This is a genomic window from Mesorhizobium sp. M7A.F.Ca.US.010.02.1.1 (assembly GCF_004023085.1).
Taxonomy (GTDB): Bacteria; Pseudomonadota; Alphaproteobacteria; order Rhizobiales; family Rhizobiaceae; genus Mesorhizobium.
In genome coordinates, this window is sequence record NZ_RZRV01000046.1 from 13323 (window position 1) to 27326 (window position 14004).

General features: G+C 63.7%; 15 protein-coding genes and 1 tRNA gene. 13 read left to right on the plus strand and 3 right to left on the minus strand.

Translation table 11 applies throughout. The features are described from left to right. The first annotated feature begins 19 nt into the window (after nt 1–19). Genes EOA19_RS30010 through EOA19_RS30025 form a run of 4 tightly spaced genes read left to right on the plus strand, consistent with a single transcriptional unit; the run spans nt 20 to nt 4861 of the window. On the plus strand, nt 20–1117 hold the full coding sequence (locus EOA19_RS30010; protein ID WP_013527941.1) for a microcin C ABC transporter permease YejB: 1098 nt from the start codon (nt 20–22) through the stop codon (nt 1115–1117). Next, complete coding sequence (locus tag EOA19_RS30015; protein ID WP_127411440.1) at nt 1117–2262, plus strand: ABC transporter permease; 1146 nt, start codon at nt 1117–1119, stop codon at nt 2260–2262. Before EOA19_RS30010 ends, EOA19_RS30015 begins: the two co-directional genes overlap by 1 nt. Further along, nucleotides 2259–3890: an ABC transporter ATP-binding protein gene (locus EOA19_RS30020; RefSeq protein ID WP_128305652.1), complete on the plus strand. Its 1632-nt coding sequence runs from the start codon at nt 2259–2261 to the stop codon at nt 3888–3890. The genes EOA19_RS30015 and EOA19_RS30020 overlap by 4 nt, the downstream gene beginning before the upstream one ends. Before the next feature lie 29 nt (nt 3891–3919). Further along, nucleotides 3920–4861, plus strand: coding sequence for a glyoxylate/hydroxypyruvate reductase A (locus EOA19_RS30025; RefSeq protein WP_128305653.1), 942 nt, complete (start codon nt 3920–3922; stop codon nt 4859–4861). On the opposite strand, the gene EOA19_RS30030 is transcribed toward EOA19_RS30025, so the two are convergent. Further along, the gene (locus EOA19_RS30030) at nt 4858–5220 is read right to left on the minus strand and encodes a hypothetical protein (RefSeq protein ID WP_128305654.1); all 363 of its coding nucleotides are present in this window, start codon (nt 5218–5220) and stop codon (nt 4858–4860) included. The two genes, EOA19_RS30025 and EOA19_RS30030, sit on opposite strands and share 4 nt — an antisense overlap. A gap of 364 nt (nt 5221–5584) precedes the next feature. Next, nucleotides 5585–6502, minus strand: a complete 918-nt coding sequence (locus tag EOA19_RS30035) for a methyltransferase domain-containing protein (protein WP_023811450.1) — start codon at nt 6500–6502, stop codon at nt 5585–5587. A gap of 106 nt (nt 6503–6608) precedes the next feature. Between EOA19_RS30035 and EOA19_RS30040 the strand changes: the two genes are divergently transcribed. Then, nucleotides 6609–7619, plus strand: a complete 1011-nt coding sequence (locus EOA19_RS30040; protein ID WP_128305655.1) for a ligase-associated DNA damage response exonuclease — start codon at nt 6609–6611, stop codon at nt 7617–7619. 235 nt (nt 7620–7854) lie between these two features. Beyond that, the gene (locus EOA19_RS30050) at nt 7855–9456 is read left to right on the plus strand and encodes a cisplatin damage response ATP-dependent DNA ligase (RefSeq protein ID WP_128305656.1); all 1602 of its coding nucleotides are present in this window, start codon (nt 7855–7857) and stop codon (nt 9454–9456) included. A gap of 14 nt (nt 9457–9470) precedes the next feature. Here the strand turns inward: EOA19_RS30050 and EOA19_RS30055 are convergent, their stop codons facing one another. Further along, nucleotides 9471–10610, minus strand: coding sequence for a hypothetical protein (locus EOA19_RS30055; RefSeq protein ID WP_164893077.1), 1140 nt, complete (start codon nt 10608–10610; stop codon nt 9471–9473). A gap of 334 nt (nt 10611–10944) precedes the next feature. On the opposite strand from EOA19_RS30055, the gene EOA19_RS30060 reads away from it, so the two are divergent. The 7 genes from EOA19_RS30060 to EOA19_RS30090 all read left to right on the plus strand — a co-directional run bounded on the left by EOA19_RS30060 (nt 10945) and on the right by EOA19_RS30090 (nt 13914). Beyond that, nucleotides 10945–11020, plus strand: a tRNA-Thr gene (locus EOA19_RS30060). Between the two features lie 131 nt (nt 11021–11151). Continuing rightward, entirely contained in the window at nt 11152–11340 is a 189-nt protein-coding gene (locus EOA19_RS30065) for a DUF2158 domain-containing protein (RefSeq protein WP_023811455.1), read from the plus strand. A 163-nt stretch (nt 11341–11503) separates the two neighbouring features. Then, nucleotides 11504–11935: an acid-shock protein gene (locus EOA19_RS30070; RefSeq protein WP_023811456.1), complete on the plus strand. Its 432-nt coding sequence runs from the start codon at nt 11504–11506 to the stop codon at nt 11933–11935. 45 nt (nt 11936–11980) lie between these two features. Further along, nucleotides 11981–12523: an RNA polymerase sigma factor gene (locus EOA19_RS30075; protein ID WP_023811457.1), complete on the plus strand. Its 543-nt coding sequence runs from the start codon at nt 11981–11983 to the stop codon at nt 12521–12523. A gap of 86 nt (nt 12524–12609) precedes the next feature. Beyond that, a complete protein-coding gene (locus tag EOA19_RS30080; protein ID WP_023811458.1) occupies nt 12610–13056 on the plus strand; it encodes a hypothetical protein in 447 nt (148 codons plus the stop codon). Further along, complete coding sequence (locus tag EOA19_RS30085; protein WP_023811459.1) at nt 13053–13514, plus strand: periplasmic heavy metal sensor; 462 nt, start codon at nt 13053–13055, stop codon at nt 13512–13514. The genes EOA19_RS30080 and EOA19_RS30085 overlap by 4 nt, the downstream gene beginning before the upstream one ends. A 112-nt stretch (nt 13515–13626) precedes the next feature. Then, nucleotides 13627–13914 (plus strand): hypothetical protein, encoded by a 288-nt coding sequence (locus tag EOA19_RS30090; RefSeq protein ID WP_023811460.1) that lies wholly within the window; start codon nt 13627–13629, stop codon nt 13912–13914. Nucleotides 13915–14004 lie beyond the last annotated feature (90 nt).

Below are 14004 nucleotides of genomic sequence, written 5' to 3' on the forward strand. Positions count from 1 at the left end.
AACGAGGGCAGAAGGCCTGATGGGCGCCTATATCCTGCGTCGCATCCTTTTGATGATCCCGACGCTGTTCGGCATCATGGCAATATCCTTCGCCGTTATCCAGTTCGCCCCCGGCGGCCCGGTCGAACAGGTCATCGCCCGGCTGACCAATCAGGGCGGCAGCGACCGCCTCGGCGGTGGTGGCGGCGACGCGGGTGCTGGCGGCAATTTCGATGCCGCCGGTGACGTCAGTTCGAAATATCGCGGTGCACAGGGGCTCGATCCGGAATTCATCAAGAAGCTGGAGAAACAGTTCGGCTTCGACAAGCCGCCGCTCGAGCGCTTCGGCATGATGCTGTGGAACTATGCCCGCTTCGATTTCGGCGACAGCTATTTCCGCGACATTTCGGTGCTCGACCTGATCCTGGAAAAGATGCCGGTGTCGATCTCGATCGGGCTGTGGATCACGCTGTTGTCCTACCTGATCTCGATCCCGCTCGGCATCCGCAAGGCGGTCAAGGATGGAACCCCCTTCGACGTCTGGACGAGCGGCGTTGTCATCGTCGGCTATGCCATTCCGGGCTTCCTGTTCGGCATCATGCTGATGGTGCTGTTTGCCGGCGGGTCGTTCTGGGACTGGTTTCCGCTGCGCGGCCTGACCTCGGACAATTGGGATCAATTGTCCTGGTGGGGAAAGATCGTCGACTATTTCTGGCATATGACCTTGCCGCTGACCGCGCTGGTGCTGTCTGCCTTCGCCACGACGACGCTGCTGACCAAGAACTCGTTCCTCGAAGAAATCCGCAAGCAGTATGTGGTGACGGCGCGCGCCAAGGGCCTGTCGGAACGGCAGGTGCTCTACGGCCATGTTTTCCGCAACGCCATGCTGATCGTCATCGCCGGCTTTCCCGGCGCCTTCATCTCGGCCTTCTTCACCGGCTCGCTGCTGATCGAGAACATCTTCTCCCTCGATGGCCTCGGCCTGCTCGGTTTCCGGTCGGTGGTCGAGCGCGACTATCCGGTGGTGTTCGCCAACCTCTACATCTTCTCGCTGCTCGGGCTGTTCGTCGGTCTGTTGTCCGACCTGCTCTACACCTGGGTCGATCCGCGCATCGATTTCGAGCGGAGAGACGTTTGATGTCGGAGGCTACAGTCCCCGTGGACGCGGCACCCGCGCGGATAAAGCGGCCGTTTCTGTCGCCGCTCAACAAGCGCCGCCTGCAGAATTTCAAAGCCAACCGGCGCGGCTACTGGTCGCTGTGGATCTTCCTCGTCCTGTTCGTGCTGTCGCTGTTTTCCGAGTTCATCGCCAACGACAAGCCGATCATCGCTTCCTACAAGGGCGAGATCCTGTTTCCCGTCCTGGTCGCCTACCCCGAGGAAAAATTCGGTGGTTTCTATGCCGTCACCGATTATCGCGACCCGGTCATCCAGGACGAGATCAATGCCAATGGCTGGATGATCTGGCCACCGGTGCGCTACTCCTATCAGACCGTCAACAACGCCATTCCGGAAGCAGCACCGGCCAAGCCGTCCTGGCAGTATGACGCCACGAAGCGCTGCAACCAGTATCCGCAGGGTGCCGCCGACCCCGCCTGTATCGTCGGCAACTGGAATTGGCTGGGCACCGACGACCAGGCGCGCGACGTGCTGGCGCGCGTCATCTACGGCTTCCGCATTTCGGTGCTGTTCGGCCTGATCCTGACCGCCGGCTCGGCCTTGATCGGCGTCGCGGCCGGCGCCGTGCAAGGCTATTTCGGCGGCTGGACGGATCTCTTGTTCCAGCGTTTCATCGAAATCTGGTCTGCCATCCCGGTGCTCTACCTCCTGCTCATCGTCGCCGCCATCCTGCCGCCGGGCTTCTTCATCCTGCTCGGCCTGATGCTGCTGTTCTCGTGGGTGGCGCTGGTCGGTGTGGTGCGGGCCGAATTCCTGCGCGCCCGCAATTTCGAATATGTCAACGCGGCCCGCGCGCTCGGCGTGCCCAACCGCACCATCATGTTCCGGCACCTGCTGCCCAACGCCATGGTGGCGACATTGACCTTCATGCCCTTCCTGCTCTCAGGCTCGATCTCGACGCTGACCTCGCTCGACTACCTTGGTTTCGGCCTGCCGCCCGGCTCCGCCTCGCTCGGCGAACTGCTCAAGCAGGCGCAGCGCAACCTCAATGCGCCGTGGCTCGGCATTTCCGGTTTCGTCGTCATCTCGCTGATGCTGTCGCTGCTGGTCTTCGTCGGCGAGGCGACGCGCGACGCCTTCGATCCGCGCAAGACGTTCAGATGAGCGAAGCCCCCTTGCTCAGCGTACAGGACCTCAGCGTCGCCTTCAGCCAGGGAGGCGGCCAGTCGACGGCTGTCGACCACATCTCGTTCGACATCGCCAAGGGCGAGACGGTGGCGCTGGTCGGCGAATCCGGTTCCGGCAAATCGGTCTCGGCGCTTTCGGTGCTGAAGCTGCTGCCCTATCCAAGCGCCAGCCACCCCTCGGGAAAGATCGTGTTCCAGGGCGCCGACCTGCTGGCGATGAGCGAAAAGCAGTTGCGGCAGGTGCGCGGCAACAAGATCACCATGATCTTCCAGGAGCCGATGACCTCGCTCAATCCGCTGCACACGATCGAGCAGCAGATCGTCGAGATCCTGAAGCTGCACCAGGGCATGGCCGACCGCCCGGCCAAGGAACGCACACTGGCCCTGCTCAACGAGGTCGGCATCCGCGATCCGCACAAGCGCCTCGATGCCTATCCGCACCAATTGTCCGGCGGCCAGCGCCAGCGCGTGATGATCGCCATGGCGCTGGCCAACGAGCCCGAACTTTTGATCGCCGACGAACCGACAACGGCGCTCGACGTCACCGTGCAGGCGCAGATCCTTGAGCTGCTGGCCGGCTTGAAAAGCCGCAAGGGCATGTCGATGCTGTTCATCACCCATGATCTCGGCATCGTGCGCAAGATTGCCGACCGCGTCTGCGTGATGACCAAGGGCAAGATCGTCGAGACCGGGCCGACCAAGCAGATCTTCGCCAATCCGCAGCATGCCTATACGCGGCATCTGCTGGCGGCCGAGCCGAAGGGCAAGCCGCCGGCCGCCAATGCCGCCGCCAAGCCTGTCATGACCGGCAAGGACATAAAGGTCTGGTTCCCGATCAAGCAGGGCTTCTTCCGCCGCACCGTCGACAATGTGAAGGCTGTGGACGGCATCGATGTCACCGTGCGCGCCGGCCAGACGCTGGGCGTGGTCGGCGAATCCGGCTCCGGCAAGACGACGCTCGGCCTGGCGCTGGCAAGAATGATCTCGTCGACCGGAACGATCCAGTTCAACGGGCGCGACATCAACCAGCTGTCCTTCAACGCCATGCGGCCGCTCAGGCGCGAATTGCAGATCGTCTTCCAGGATCCGTTCGGCTCGCTCAGCCCGCGCATGTCGATCGCCGAGATCATCGAGGAAGGCCTCAAGATCCACGAGCCGAAGCTGTCGCCCGACGAGCGCGACGACAAGGTGGCCGCCGTGCTGAAGGAGGTCGGGCTCGATCCGGCGACACGCAACCGCTATCCGCACGAGTTTTCCGGCGGCCAGCGCCAGCGCGTCGCCATCGCACGCGCCATGGTGCTCAATCCGCGCTTCGTCATGCTGGACGAGCCGACATCGGCGCTCGACATGAGCGTGCAGGCGCAGGTCGTCGACCTGCTGCGCAGCCTGCAGGCCAAGCACGACCTCGCCTATCTCTTCATCAGCCATGATTTGAAAGTCATCCGGGCGCTGGCCAACGACGTCATCGTCATGCGCAATGGCAGGATCGTCGAAGCCGGCCCTTCCCAGCAGATTTTTGAAAATCCGCAAACCGACTATACTCGGGCGCTGATCTCGGCCGCCTTCAAGATCGAGACGGCACCGGTCGGCATCGTCAGCGAGTGATTTGCGTAGAGAGGGACTAAAAGACCGCAATGGAAAAAGGCCGTATCCTGCTTGCCGTCACCGGCTTTCATCCGCAGCGCTGGCGCGAGCTCCTGTCGGCCGAGCGCGAGGTGGTGCTGGAGCCCGACGGCGCCAGCGACCCCTCGATCACCTATGCCGTGGTGTGGAAGCAGAAGCCGAACATTCTGGCGTCGCTGCCCAATCTGCGCGCCATCTTTTCGATCGGCGCCGGTGTCGACCATATCTTCGCCGATCCCGGCCTGCCCGATGTGCCGATCGTCAAGGTCGTCGCCGACAACCTGACCCAGTACATGACCGAATATGTGGTCTGGCGGGTGCTCGACCATCACCGCCAAGGCCTGCTCTACCGGTCGCAGCAGCCGAAGAAGATCTGGCACGAGCCGCAGCAAAGGCCGGCCGGTGACATTTCGGTTGGCATCATGGGCCTCGGCAGTCTCGGCCGCGCCGCGGCCTCGGTGCTTTTGTCGCTCGGCTTTGCCGTCAATGGCTGGTCGCGCACCGACAAGGCCATGGAAGGCGTCGCGACCTATTCCGGCGAGGCTGGACTGATCCCCTTCCTCAAGGCAACCGACATCCTGGTCGTGCTTTTGCCGCTGACGCCGGAGACAAAGGGCATCATCAACTATGGCGTGCTGAAGGAATTGCGCAAACGCAACGGCCTCGGCGGCTCTGTGCTGATCAATGCCGGACGCGGCCGCCTGCAGAAGGATGCCGACATTTTGCGGGCACTGGATGACGGCACATTGAAGGAGGCAAGCCTCGACGTGTTCGAGGTCGAACCGCTGCCGAAGACCAGTCCGCTGTGGGGGCATCCAAAAGTGTTCGTGACGCCGCATGCGGCGGCGACCTCCGACCCTGTCCATTTGGCGCCGATTATGCTGCGCCAGATGGACGCCTTCGAGCGCGGCGAAAAGCTCAACAATCTGGTGGACCGCGAGGCAGGGTATTAACCAGGCAGCGCCAATTTCTTCTGCTTGTCCGGATGCTCACAGTCGCGGCGATCAATCGACCGGTTCATGGCATCGATCTCGCCGCTCGCCTTGTCGGTATCGCGTTTGGCCTTGGAGCGCATGTCAGGCGTGAACGGGCCGAAGCCCATCGCCGGATTGGAGAAGGTCGGCTTGGCCTTCGTCGGAAGGTTGTATTGCTGCGCCAAGCCGTTGCGCTGCGCCAGCAACTGGTCGCAGGGCACGTTGTCATATTGCAGGGAGGACTGGACGTTCGCATCCTGCTGTTCCGACATCGAAGTGCCGCCGACGCAGCCGGCGGTCAGCAGGCAAGAGGCCAAGATCATCATGTTCCAGCGCATCGACTATGCTCCTCCTGATATCCCACCCTGATGCGAGCAGATCGCAAATATCAGTCGCGCATGCAAATCGGACTTTTTCACAGCAAGAATGTTTGCGAGGTGGCGATAGACCCCTTCGCCGGCAGCTTGCCTGCCACAACGGCAGGGCTGCGAGTTCGGGGCAAAGGGTTCCTTCGGAGCCTTGGCCGGCGCGTGGCTGACGGAGCATCAAACGAAAAACCGCCTGTGCGGCGGGTGACTGGCACAAATCAGCACCATGGGCGAAAATGTATCATAGCTGAGGGCAGGATGTCAAGAAAAAATTCCTATCGCGCTGCCCGGCAAAACGGCGGACACCGCCGAACTGGCTGTCGCCAGGTCTTTGCTAGGCTGAGTTCGGAGCCCCGGCCACAACGATCAGCCCGTTGACGTGTTCCCCGCGATCCTGCCGGATCACGGTTGGTTCCAGTGACAGGACCGAAAGCCCGTTGGCGGCCAGGACCTCGCGCACATAGTGTTGCGCATGCGCATAGCGGCGCGACGGCAGCAGCATGAAATCGCCGTCGCCAGCCAGCGTCTCCACGGAAAATGCGAACAGGCCATCCGTGGCCAGCAGCCCGGCAATCGTCTTCACCACGCCGCCCAACGCGCCGACATAGATGAAAACATCGGCCACCGTCACCAGATCGGCTTTCGGACCGGCATAGGGAAAATCCCGCAGATCGGCCTTATCGAGGAAATCGTAGACGCCCTTGGTCCGCGCCTTTCTCAGCATCCTGGCCGAAATGTCATATCCCTCCAGCCGGTCGGCGATCGGCCGCAGCCTCTGTCCCGTCAGGCCGGTGCCGCAGCCAAGATCGAGCGCCAGCGCGAAGCGGCCCGGCCTTGCCGCTCGAATGGCTTGGTCGAGCATCTCAGGCAGCCGGTACCCCAGCCTGCCGACCAGGGACTCGTCGAAGCTCTCGGCATAATGGTCGAACAGTGTCTCGACGAAGGCGCTGGGGAGCGCGTCGAGCGCCGGCGCCTTGCCGATCAATTGCAGGTTCAGTGCAGCGCCTTGACGATCCGATGGATCGAGCTGCAGCGACATCGTCCAGGCCTGTGCAGCCAGATCCGCCGCGCCCGCCGCCTGCTGCATCTCACCGAGGCGAAACCAGCCCATGGCCCATTGCGGTGTCATTTCCAGCGCGCCGAGCAGCAATTCCGCCGCTGCTGCGTGATCGCCATCCGCGTGCAGCATCTCGGCATAATCGGCACGACGATCGGCGTTCAAGTCGCCGGACGAGGCCTGAAGCGGTTTCATGGCGATGGGTCCTGCCGGCGGATCGAGCCGGCGGTGCTCTATGCGGGAGTCAGCAGTGAGTTACAACAGGCTTCCCGCCGCGGAATTATATCCTATCTTGGGGATCATGCGCGCCAGCGACCTGCTTCATCCCCGGCCCGAGGGCCTCTATTGCCCGCCGGGCGATTTCTTCATCGACCCGGTGCGGCCGGTCAACCGGGCACTGATCACGCATGGCCATTCCGATCACGCACGTTCCGGCCACCGCTCGGTGCTGGCGACGCGGCAGACGCTCGACATTATGGGCCTGCGCTACGGCGAGAATTTCGCTGGCACGACGCAAGCGGCACAGCTCGGCGAGACGATTGCACTCAATGGCATCAGCGTCAGCTTCCATCCAGCCGGCCATGTGCTGGGCTCGGCGCAGATATTGGTCGAGCATCAGGGCACGCGCATCGTCGCTTCCGGCGACTACAAGCGGCAGAGAGACGCGACCTGCGCGCCATTCGAGCCGATCCAGTGCGATGTGTTCATCACCGAAGCGACCTTCGGCCTGCCGGTGTTTCGCCATCCCCCCGACACAGAAGAAATCGCCCGCCTGCTGAAATCGGCAGCTCAGTTCCCCGAACGCTCACATCTGGTGGGCGCCTATGCGCTGGGCAAGGCGCAACGGGTGATGCGGCTGTTGCGCGACGCCGGCTACGACAGGCCGCTCTACATCCATGGCGCGTTGGCCAAACTCAGTGAGTATTACCAGAGCCAAGGCATAGACCTTGGGCAACTGGAGCCGGCAACCGTCGAAAGCGGGGGCAAGGATGATTTTACCGGCGCCATCGTCGTCGGCCCGCCATCGGCCTTCGCCGACCGCTGGGCGCGGCGCTTTCCCGATCCGATCTCGTGCTTTGCGTCGGGCTGGATGCGCATTCGCCAGCGCGCCAAGCAAGGCGGCGTCGAACTGCCGCTGATCATCTCGGACCATGCCGACTGGGATGAGCTGACCGCCACCGTCAAGGAGACCGGAGCCGAGGAGATCTGGGTGACGCATGGCCGCGAGGAAGCGCTGGTGCGCTGGTGCGAGCTCGAAGGCATCGCGGCGCGACCACTGCACCTGGTGGGGTACGAGGACGAGGGCGATTGATGCTAGTTGCTGATCCACCAATCACCGGCGCCGCGATCCTTCACACCCCCCTCTGGCCTGCCGGCCATCTCCCCCGCAAGGGGGGAGATCAGATGTCACCGCCGCTTTCGCTAATCACCAACCGCGCAAGGAGAGTGCTGGCATCGAAGCTGCCAATCTCCCCCCTTGCGGGGGAGATGTCCGGCAGGACAGAGGGGGGTGTGCCGAAGTGCCAAGCCCATCCAGTAGTGTCACCATGAACCGCTTCGCCGAACTTCTCGACCGCCTGGTGCTGACGCCGTCGCGCAACGGCAAGCTGACCTTGCTGACCGACTATTTCCGCACCGTGGAGGATCCCGATCGCGGCCTGGCGCTGGCCGCCATCACCGGCGATCTCCACATTGCCGCGGTCAAGCCGGCGATGCTGCGCATGCTGGTCACCGAACGCATGGATCCGGTGCTGTTCGGCTATTCCTACGACTATGTCGGCGATCTCGCCGAAACGGTGTCGCTGGTCTGGCCGCAAACGCCCGGAAACATCGCGAACCGCGAGCCGACGCTTGGCGAAGTCGTTGCCAGGCTGCAGGCGGCAAGCCGCTCCGACGGGCCGAAGGTGCTGGCAGGGCTGCTCGACAGTGCCGGCATCTCGGCGCGCTTTGCCATCATCAAGCTGGTCACCGGCGGGCTGCGCATCGGCGTGTCGGCGCGTCTGGCCAAACAGGCGCTGGCGGATTTCGGCAAGGTCGAAGTCGCCGAGATCGAAGAGCTCTGGCACGGGCTGTCGCCGCCTTACACAGCGCTGTTCGCGTGGCTGGAGGGCAAGGCCGAAAAGCCCAGGAACACGGCGTTGGCATTGTTTCGCCCGGTGATGCTGTCGAACCCGGTCGGTGACGGCGATCTCGAAAAGCTCGATCCGGCTGATTATGCCGCCGAATGGAAATGGGACGGCATCCGTGTCCAGGCGGTGGCCGAGGGCGGCATCCGCCGGCTCTATTCGCGCACCGGCGATGACGTTTCGGGTGCCTTTCCGGACCTCGCCGATGCCATGCATTTTTCCGCAACGCTGGACGGCGAACTGCTTGTCGGCGATCCCCGGCAGGCGACGGGAACGTTCTCGGATCTGCAGCAGCGGCTGAACCGCAAGACGGTGACACCGAAGATGCAGCAGCAATACCCGGCCTTCATGCGCTGCTACGATCTGCTCCAGGTCGGCGGCGAGGATCTGCGCGCGCTGTCGTTTCGCGAGCGGCGCGGCCGGCTGGAAGCGTTTGTCGGGACGCTCGACCCGAGCCGTTTCGATATTTCGCCATTCGTCGACTTCACGGATTGGCAAACGCTGGAGGAACTGCGCCGGGTGCCACCGCATCCGATTATCGAAGGCGTCATGCTCAAGCGCTGGGACTCAGCCTATGTCGCCGGCCGCCCGAAAGGCCCGTGGTTCAAATGGAAGCGCGATCCGCACACGGTGGACGCGGTGCTGATGTATGCCCAGCGCGGCCACGGCAAACGCTCGAGCTTCTATTCCGACTATACGTTCGGTGTCTGGACAGGTGCCGAAGGCGAGGAGGAACTGGTGCCGGTCGGCAAGGCCTATTTCGGCTTCACCGACGAGGAGTTGAAGCAGATCGACAAATATGTCCGCGACAACACGATCGAGCGTTTCGGGCCGGTGCGCTCGGTGCGGGCCGACCGCGACAACGGCCTGGTGCTGGAAGTCGCCTTCGAAGGGCTGAACCGCTCGACCCGGCACAAATCCGGCGTCGCCATGCGCTTTCCCCGCATTTCGCGGCTGCGCTGGGACAAGCCGGCCAACGAGGCCGACCGCATCGAGACGCTGCAGGCGCTGCTCGACCGCTAGACCGTTCGGCGCTCTTACGGCTCGATCGAAACGCGGATTTCGTAGATGTCCGCGGCCTTGCCCTGCTTGTCGAAGTCGGAATTGATGGCAATGGTGCCGGCCGAGCCCGGACGCTTGTCCGGAAACTGCACATCGAACAGATATTCGTTCTGCTGCTGGCCGACCGCATAGCGCTTGCGGCCGCAATCGCCGAGTTCGCCGAAATTGCAGTCGACCGAAATCTGCGTCTCCTTGCCTTCCTCGGAGCGGGCGATGATGTCGAACACGGCATGTTTGCCGGCCAGTTTCTCCAGCACGCCTTGTCCGACGTCGAAGCTGATCGCCGAACCGGACGCGCCGGAACGGATGCGCAGGAACGAACCGGTATCGTCCTTCATCACCTCGGCCCTGGCGTCGGACGGCGCGCTGACATGGGATGCATCGGCCGGCGAAAACACATTGATCCAGTCGCGCGCCTGGTCCGCGGCGCCGGGTTTTGCCGGACCGCCGTCGGCCGGTGTGAAATCGTCGTCCTCGACGGTCGGCGGTGCCTGCGGCGGGGCGGTGTCGAGTTGCGCGGATGTCTTGAACACGCCGGTCTGCACGGCGAAGAACAGGCCGATGCCAACCGCGGCGAGCAGTGTCACGGTCAGGAAGATGGCGGTCAGCGGCAGGCGACGCCCCCTTATGCGCCGTTCATCGCGGTCGGGCGCCACTTCCGTCGTCGCACCGGCCGAGGCCGGAACCGACATGTCGATGGCCGGAGCATCGGGAAGCGTGGCGTCCGGCATGATATCGGGAACGACGGGCAGGACGCGGGAGCGCGGCGCATCGGCAGCGGATTGCACGGGTCCGTCGACGACGACATCGGGGGACGATGCCTGTCGGCCGGTTTCGACCGCGGGCGCCGGGTCCGCTCCGAGTTCGACCGCCGGTGCATCGCCCTGCGGGCCGGCATCCGGCACCGCCGGCAGGAACTCGGATTCGATTTCGGTGATTTTCGCCTGGATTGCCTTGCGGCGCTTGATGGCGACCTCAACGGTCACACCGGGATTGGCCTGGAGCGCGCGATCGAGCGCGGCAAAAGCCGAGCGATAGACTCTCTCGCGGAACGCGCGGTCCTCGGCATTGCCTTTCTCCAAGGCGTTCCGGATCGCTTTTTCGATCGCGTCCAAGCAGGTCCCTCTGTCTTTGCCAACCTTGCCGTGATCGTTAGCCGCAGGCGACCAATCAATCAACGGGCGAGCGGCGTATTCTGCCTCGCAGAGGTGTGCAAAGTCCATTCCGGCGCTGTTCCGGCAACAAAATCAGCATGCTTCGCCGATTTTCGCGCACAGGGAGCGCACGCACCGTGCGCCGTATTCCCTTGGCGATTGACTCGCGGACAAGGCGGCGGCGGCCGGCTTTCGAGGGTGCCATGACGCCGACGCAGGAATTGCCAAGTCGCATCTTGAATTCGCGCCCGGTTGCGTCTATCACCGCCGCATCTTGGAGGCCTTGGCTTCCCGGGCCGCTTTAGCTCAGTTGGTAGAGCACCGCATTCGTAATGCGGGGGTCGCGTGTTCGAGTCACGCAAGCGGCACCATTCCTCCTCCGTTTTGTCGTCTGCCCCTTCGCAGCTGGTGCAAAGGACTGCGACGCCGGCCTGGCAGATCTGCCATTGTCGAGACCCCGGTTTGGTGTGAAACTCATGGCCTCAGCATGGGAGGTCAAAAAATGCCCAACAATTTCAAGACCGGAGACGTCGTCAGGCTGAAATCCGGAGGCCCCAGGATGACGATCAGCGATGGCGCAGCCTCGGGCATGTATCTGTGCCACTGGTTCAATCGCGAGGGCGAGGTGTGGACCCCGCAACATGCCGGGTTCAAGCCCGAACAACTGATTGCGGCCGACCAGTCGGACTAGAGTTTCTTCCATCCCGATCAGGTCGGGATGGGCACCCTCTGTTGTCCGGGCATGAACGGATCAGCACGCGCGACCGACGGATTTTCCGGGTCGCGGCGTTTAACGGTTGAAGCGCGATTGCGGCACAAGCCGTCTGCGTCGCGCCAACCTGGAGACGCACAACATGATCAGTCGTTCGATATCAGTCGTTGCCTTGAGTTTGCAGACCGTTGCGGCTTTCGCCCAGGCAGCGACGCCGCCTGCACCGCCAACGGCCGCGCCACTTGCCGCGCCAGGCGCTTCGGGGACCAGGTCCGACATCACGCTGGCCAAATTCCAGAAGCGGCGCGAGAAGGCGATCATGGCGGCCGATACCGACGGCGACGGCAAGATCAGCCTGCTGGAGTGGGAGGCCTTTCAGACGAAGCGCAACGCCAAAGGCGACGCCGCCAAATCCTTCGCGCGGATCGATTCCAACCATGACGGCTTCATCGATCGCGCCGAACTCGATGCATTCTTCGCCAGGCGCTTCGCCCGGCTGGACAAGAATGCCGACGGCATTTTAACGGCCGACGAACTGCCGGGCCACAAAACCGCTCCCAAGCAGGAACAATGACCAAGAGGCAATGACGCGCGATGAACATCGGGAGTGCGCAGACTGATGGCTGCGGATCCGGACGAGGAGCTGGTTCGCCGTGTTGGCGCCGGCGAGCCCGCAGCCGTGCAAACGCTCGTCGCGCGCAAGCTGCCACGTATACTGGCGCTTGCCGTGCGCATGCTCGGCGATGCGGCGGAGGCCGAGGATGTCGCGCAGGAAACCTTCGTGCGGATCTGGCGCCATGCCGCGAGCTGGCGGCGCGGCAATGCGCGCTTCGACAGCTGGATCCACCGGGTGACGCTCAACCTTTGCTACGACCGGCTGCGTCGCAGGCGCGAGTGGGTGACCGGCGACCTGCCGGACGTGGTCGACCCTGCGGCACTTCCCGACGCCCCTCGCCAAGAGGACGCGCTTCGGGTCGAACGGGCACTGCAAGCCATAGCGCCGCGTCAGCGCGAAGCGATCGTTCTGGTCTATTATCAGGAGATGTCCAATATCGAGGCGGCAGCGACCTTGCAGATCAGCGTCGATGCCCTGGAGAGCCTGCTTGCGCGCGGCCGGCGGTCGCTGCAGGCGATCCTGACGGGGGATGGCGCCGATGAGTAAGCACCGGGCAAGCACCAACGCACTACGGCCATTGCGCCTTGCTGGTGCCGCCTGGCGCTCGGCGCCTACGGGCAAGGAGGAGACACATGGCTGAAGGGTCCAGAAACGAAATGGATGCCAGGCGCTTTGCCGCCTTGGCCCAGGCCTATGGCGGCGACTTGCGGCGATGGCCCGAGGCTGAGCGAATGGCCGGCACGGCCTTTGCCGCGAGCGGCGCGGGCAAGGCCATCTTGAGGCAGGCCGGGACACTTGACGCGCTGCTCGACAGCTACCGCGTCGACGCCCCGGACAAGGTACTGCATAGCAGCATTCTGCAGGCTGCCGGCCGGCACCTCGGCCAGCGCCGGCGTCAGTGGTTCTGGTGGCTGGGACTTGGACTTGCCGGCATTGGTCTGGCCGGTGCCGTGGCAGGACTGGCCCTGGTGACCATCGTCACGCCGGAGGTCCAGCCGGACCATTATGTGCTGGATGCCAATGTGACGGCGTTTGGCGATGCCGGCCCGGATGCCGAGAACGGTGAGGAAAACCTATGAGCCCGCGCTGGATCCGTGGTCTGGTCATTGCTTCCGTGGTGCTGAACGTCTTTCTTGCAGGCGCATTTGCCGGCGGTGCGGTCTGGCTGAGAAATGCCAAAGCGGGCGCGGGTGTCTCGCTGGAATCGGCTGGCCGACAGCTTCCCAACCAGGACCGCAAGGCGTTCCGCCTGGCGCTGCGCCAGGTTCGCGTGGAGTCCCGGCAGATCATTCTAGATGGCCAGCAGGCGAGGCAGGAGGCAGCGGACCTGTTGCAGCAGCCTGTCATGGACAAGGCCGCCTTGTCCGCCGCGCTGGAGCGGGCACGCAATGCCGATGTGACGGTGCGCAGCCGGCTTGAACAGGCCATTGTCGACTTCGCGGCGAACACGTCACACGAAAACCGGAGCGTGCTGGCACAGGCATTGCTGCGCCATATGGAACGCCGCGCCGCCGTTGCGCCGAAAAAATCGCCATGACGACCGACGGAAAAGGCCGGAGACGCCGTTTAACGATGCGAAGGGACAAGCCTGCCCGATCGCACCATGCAGGGCGGCCATCTTCAAACTCGAAAGCACTCGGAGTCCAATTATGAGTCGCCTGAAAAACTACGCAGCAGCCGCTATGCTGGCCCTCAGCGGAACGGTCGTGACAGCCACCGCGTCCAGCGCAATGCCCATCGTGTCCGTTGCCCAGCCGGCCGCCCAGGCATCGGTCGAGCATGTCCGCTGGGGCTGCGGCATCGGCTGGCATCCGAACAGATGGGGACGTTGCGTGCCGAGCGGCGTCGTCATCGTGCGCCCGCGCTACCACTACTGGCACGCTCCGGTCCACGTCTGGCATCCGCACCATCGCTGGCATCGCTGGCACCACTACTGATCGAAGCACGGTAGGGCCAGGCGCTTGTGAAACCTGGTCCCGCCGTTGCGGACAGCGCGATCCCCGGAATTAAGGTTAAATTCACTATAC

What these genes read in the sequence shown, in the direction of transcription:
- EOA19_RS30070 (WP_023811456.1), top strand. Translation starts at nt 11,504, where the DNA reads ATGATCAGTCGTTCGATATCAGTCGTTGCCTTGAGTTTGCAGACCGTT.
- EOA19_RS30015 (WP_127411440.1), top strand. Translation starts at nt 1,117, where the DNA reads ATGTCGGAGGCTACAGTCCCCGTGGACGCGGCACCCGCGCGGATAAAG.
- EOA19_RS30080 (WP_023811458.1), top strand. Translation starts at nt 12,610, where the DNA reads ATGGCTGAAGGGTCCAGAAACGAAATGGATGCCAGGCGCTTTGCCGCC.
- EOA19_RS30065 (WP_023811455.1), top strand. Translation starts at nt 11,152, where the DNA reads ATGCCCAACAATTTCAAGACCGGAGACGTCGTCAGGCTGAAATCCGGA.
- EOA19_RS30020 (WP_128305652.1), top strand. Translation starts at nt 2,259, where the DNA reads ATGAGCGAAGCCCCCTTGCTCAGCGTACAGGACCTCAGCGTCGCCTTC.
- EOA19_RS30030 (WP_128305654.1), bottom strand. Translation starts at nt 5,220, where the DNA reads ATGCGCTGGAACATGATGATCTTGGCCTCTTGCCTGCTGACCGCCGGC.
- EOA19_RS30025 (WP_128305653.1), top strand. Translation starts at nt 3,920, where the DNA reads ATGGAAAAAGGCCGTATCCTGCTTGCCGTCACCGGCTTTCATCCGCAG.
- EOA19_RS30085 (WP_023811459.1), top strand. Translation starts at nt 13,053, where the DNA reads ATGAGCCCGCGCTGGATCCGTGGTCTGGTCATTGCTTCCGTGGTGCTG.
- EOA19_RS30050 (WP_128305656.1), top strand. Translation starts at nt 7,855, where the DNA reads ATGAACCGCTTCGCCGAACTTCTCGACCGCCTGGTGCTGACGCCGTCG.
- EOA19_RS30010 (WP_013527941.1), top strand. Translation starts at nt 20, where the DNA reads ATGGGCGCCTATATCCTGCGTCGCATCCTTTTGATGATCCCGACGCTG.
- EOA19_RS30040 (WP_128305655.1), top strand. Translation starts at nt 6,609, where the DNA reads ATGCGCGCCAGCGACCTGCTTCATCCCCGGCCCGAGGGCCTCTATTGC.
- EOA19_RS30090 (WP_023811460.1), top strand. Translation starts at nt 13,627, where the DNA reads ATGAGTCGCCTGAAAAACTACGCAGCAGCCGCTATGCTGGCCCTCAGC.
- EOA19_RS30075 (WP_023811457.1), top strand. Translation starts at nt 11,981, where the DNA reads ATGGCTGCGGATCCGGACGAGGAGCTGGTTCGCCGTGTTGGCGCCGGC.
- EOA19_RS30035 (WP_023811450.1), bottom strand. Translation starts at nt 6,502, where the DNA reads ATGAAACCGCTTCAGGCCTCGTCCGGCGACTTGAACGCCGATCGTCGT.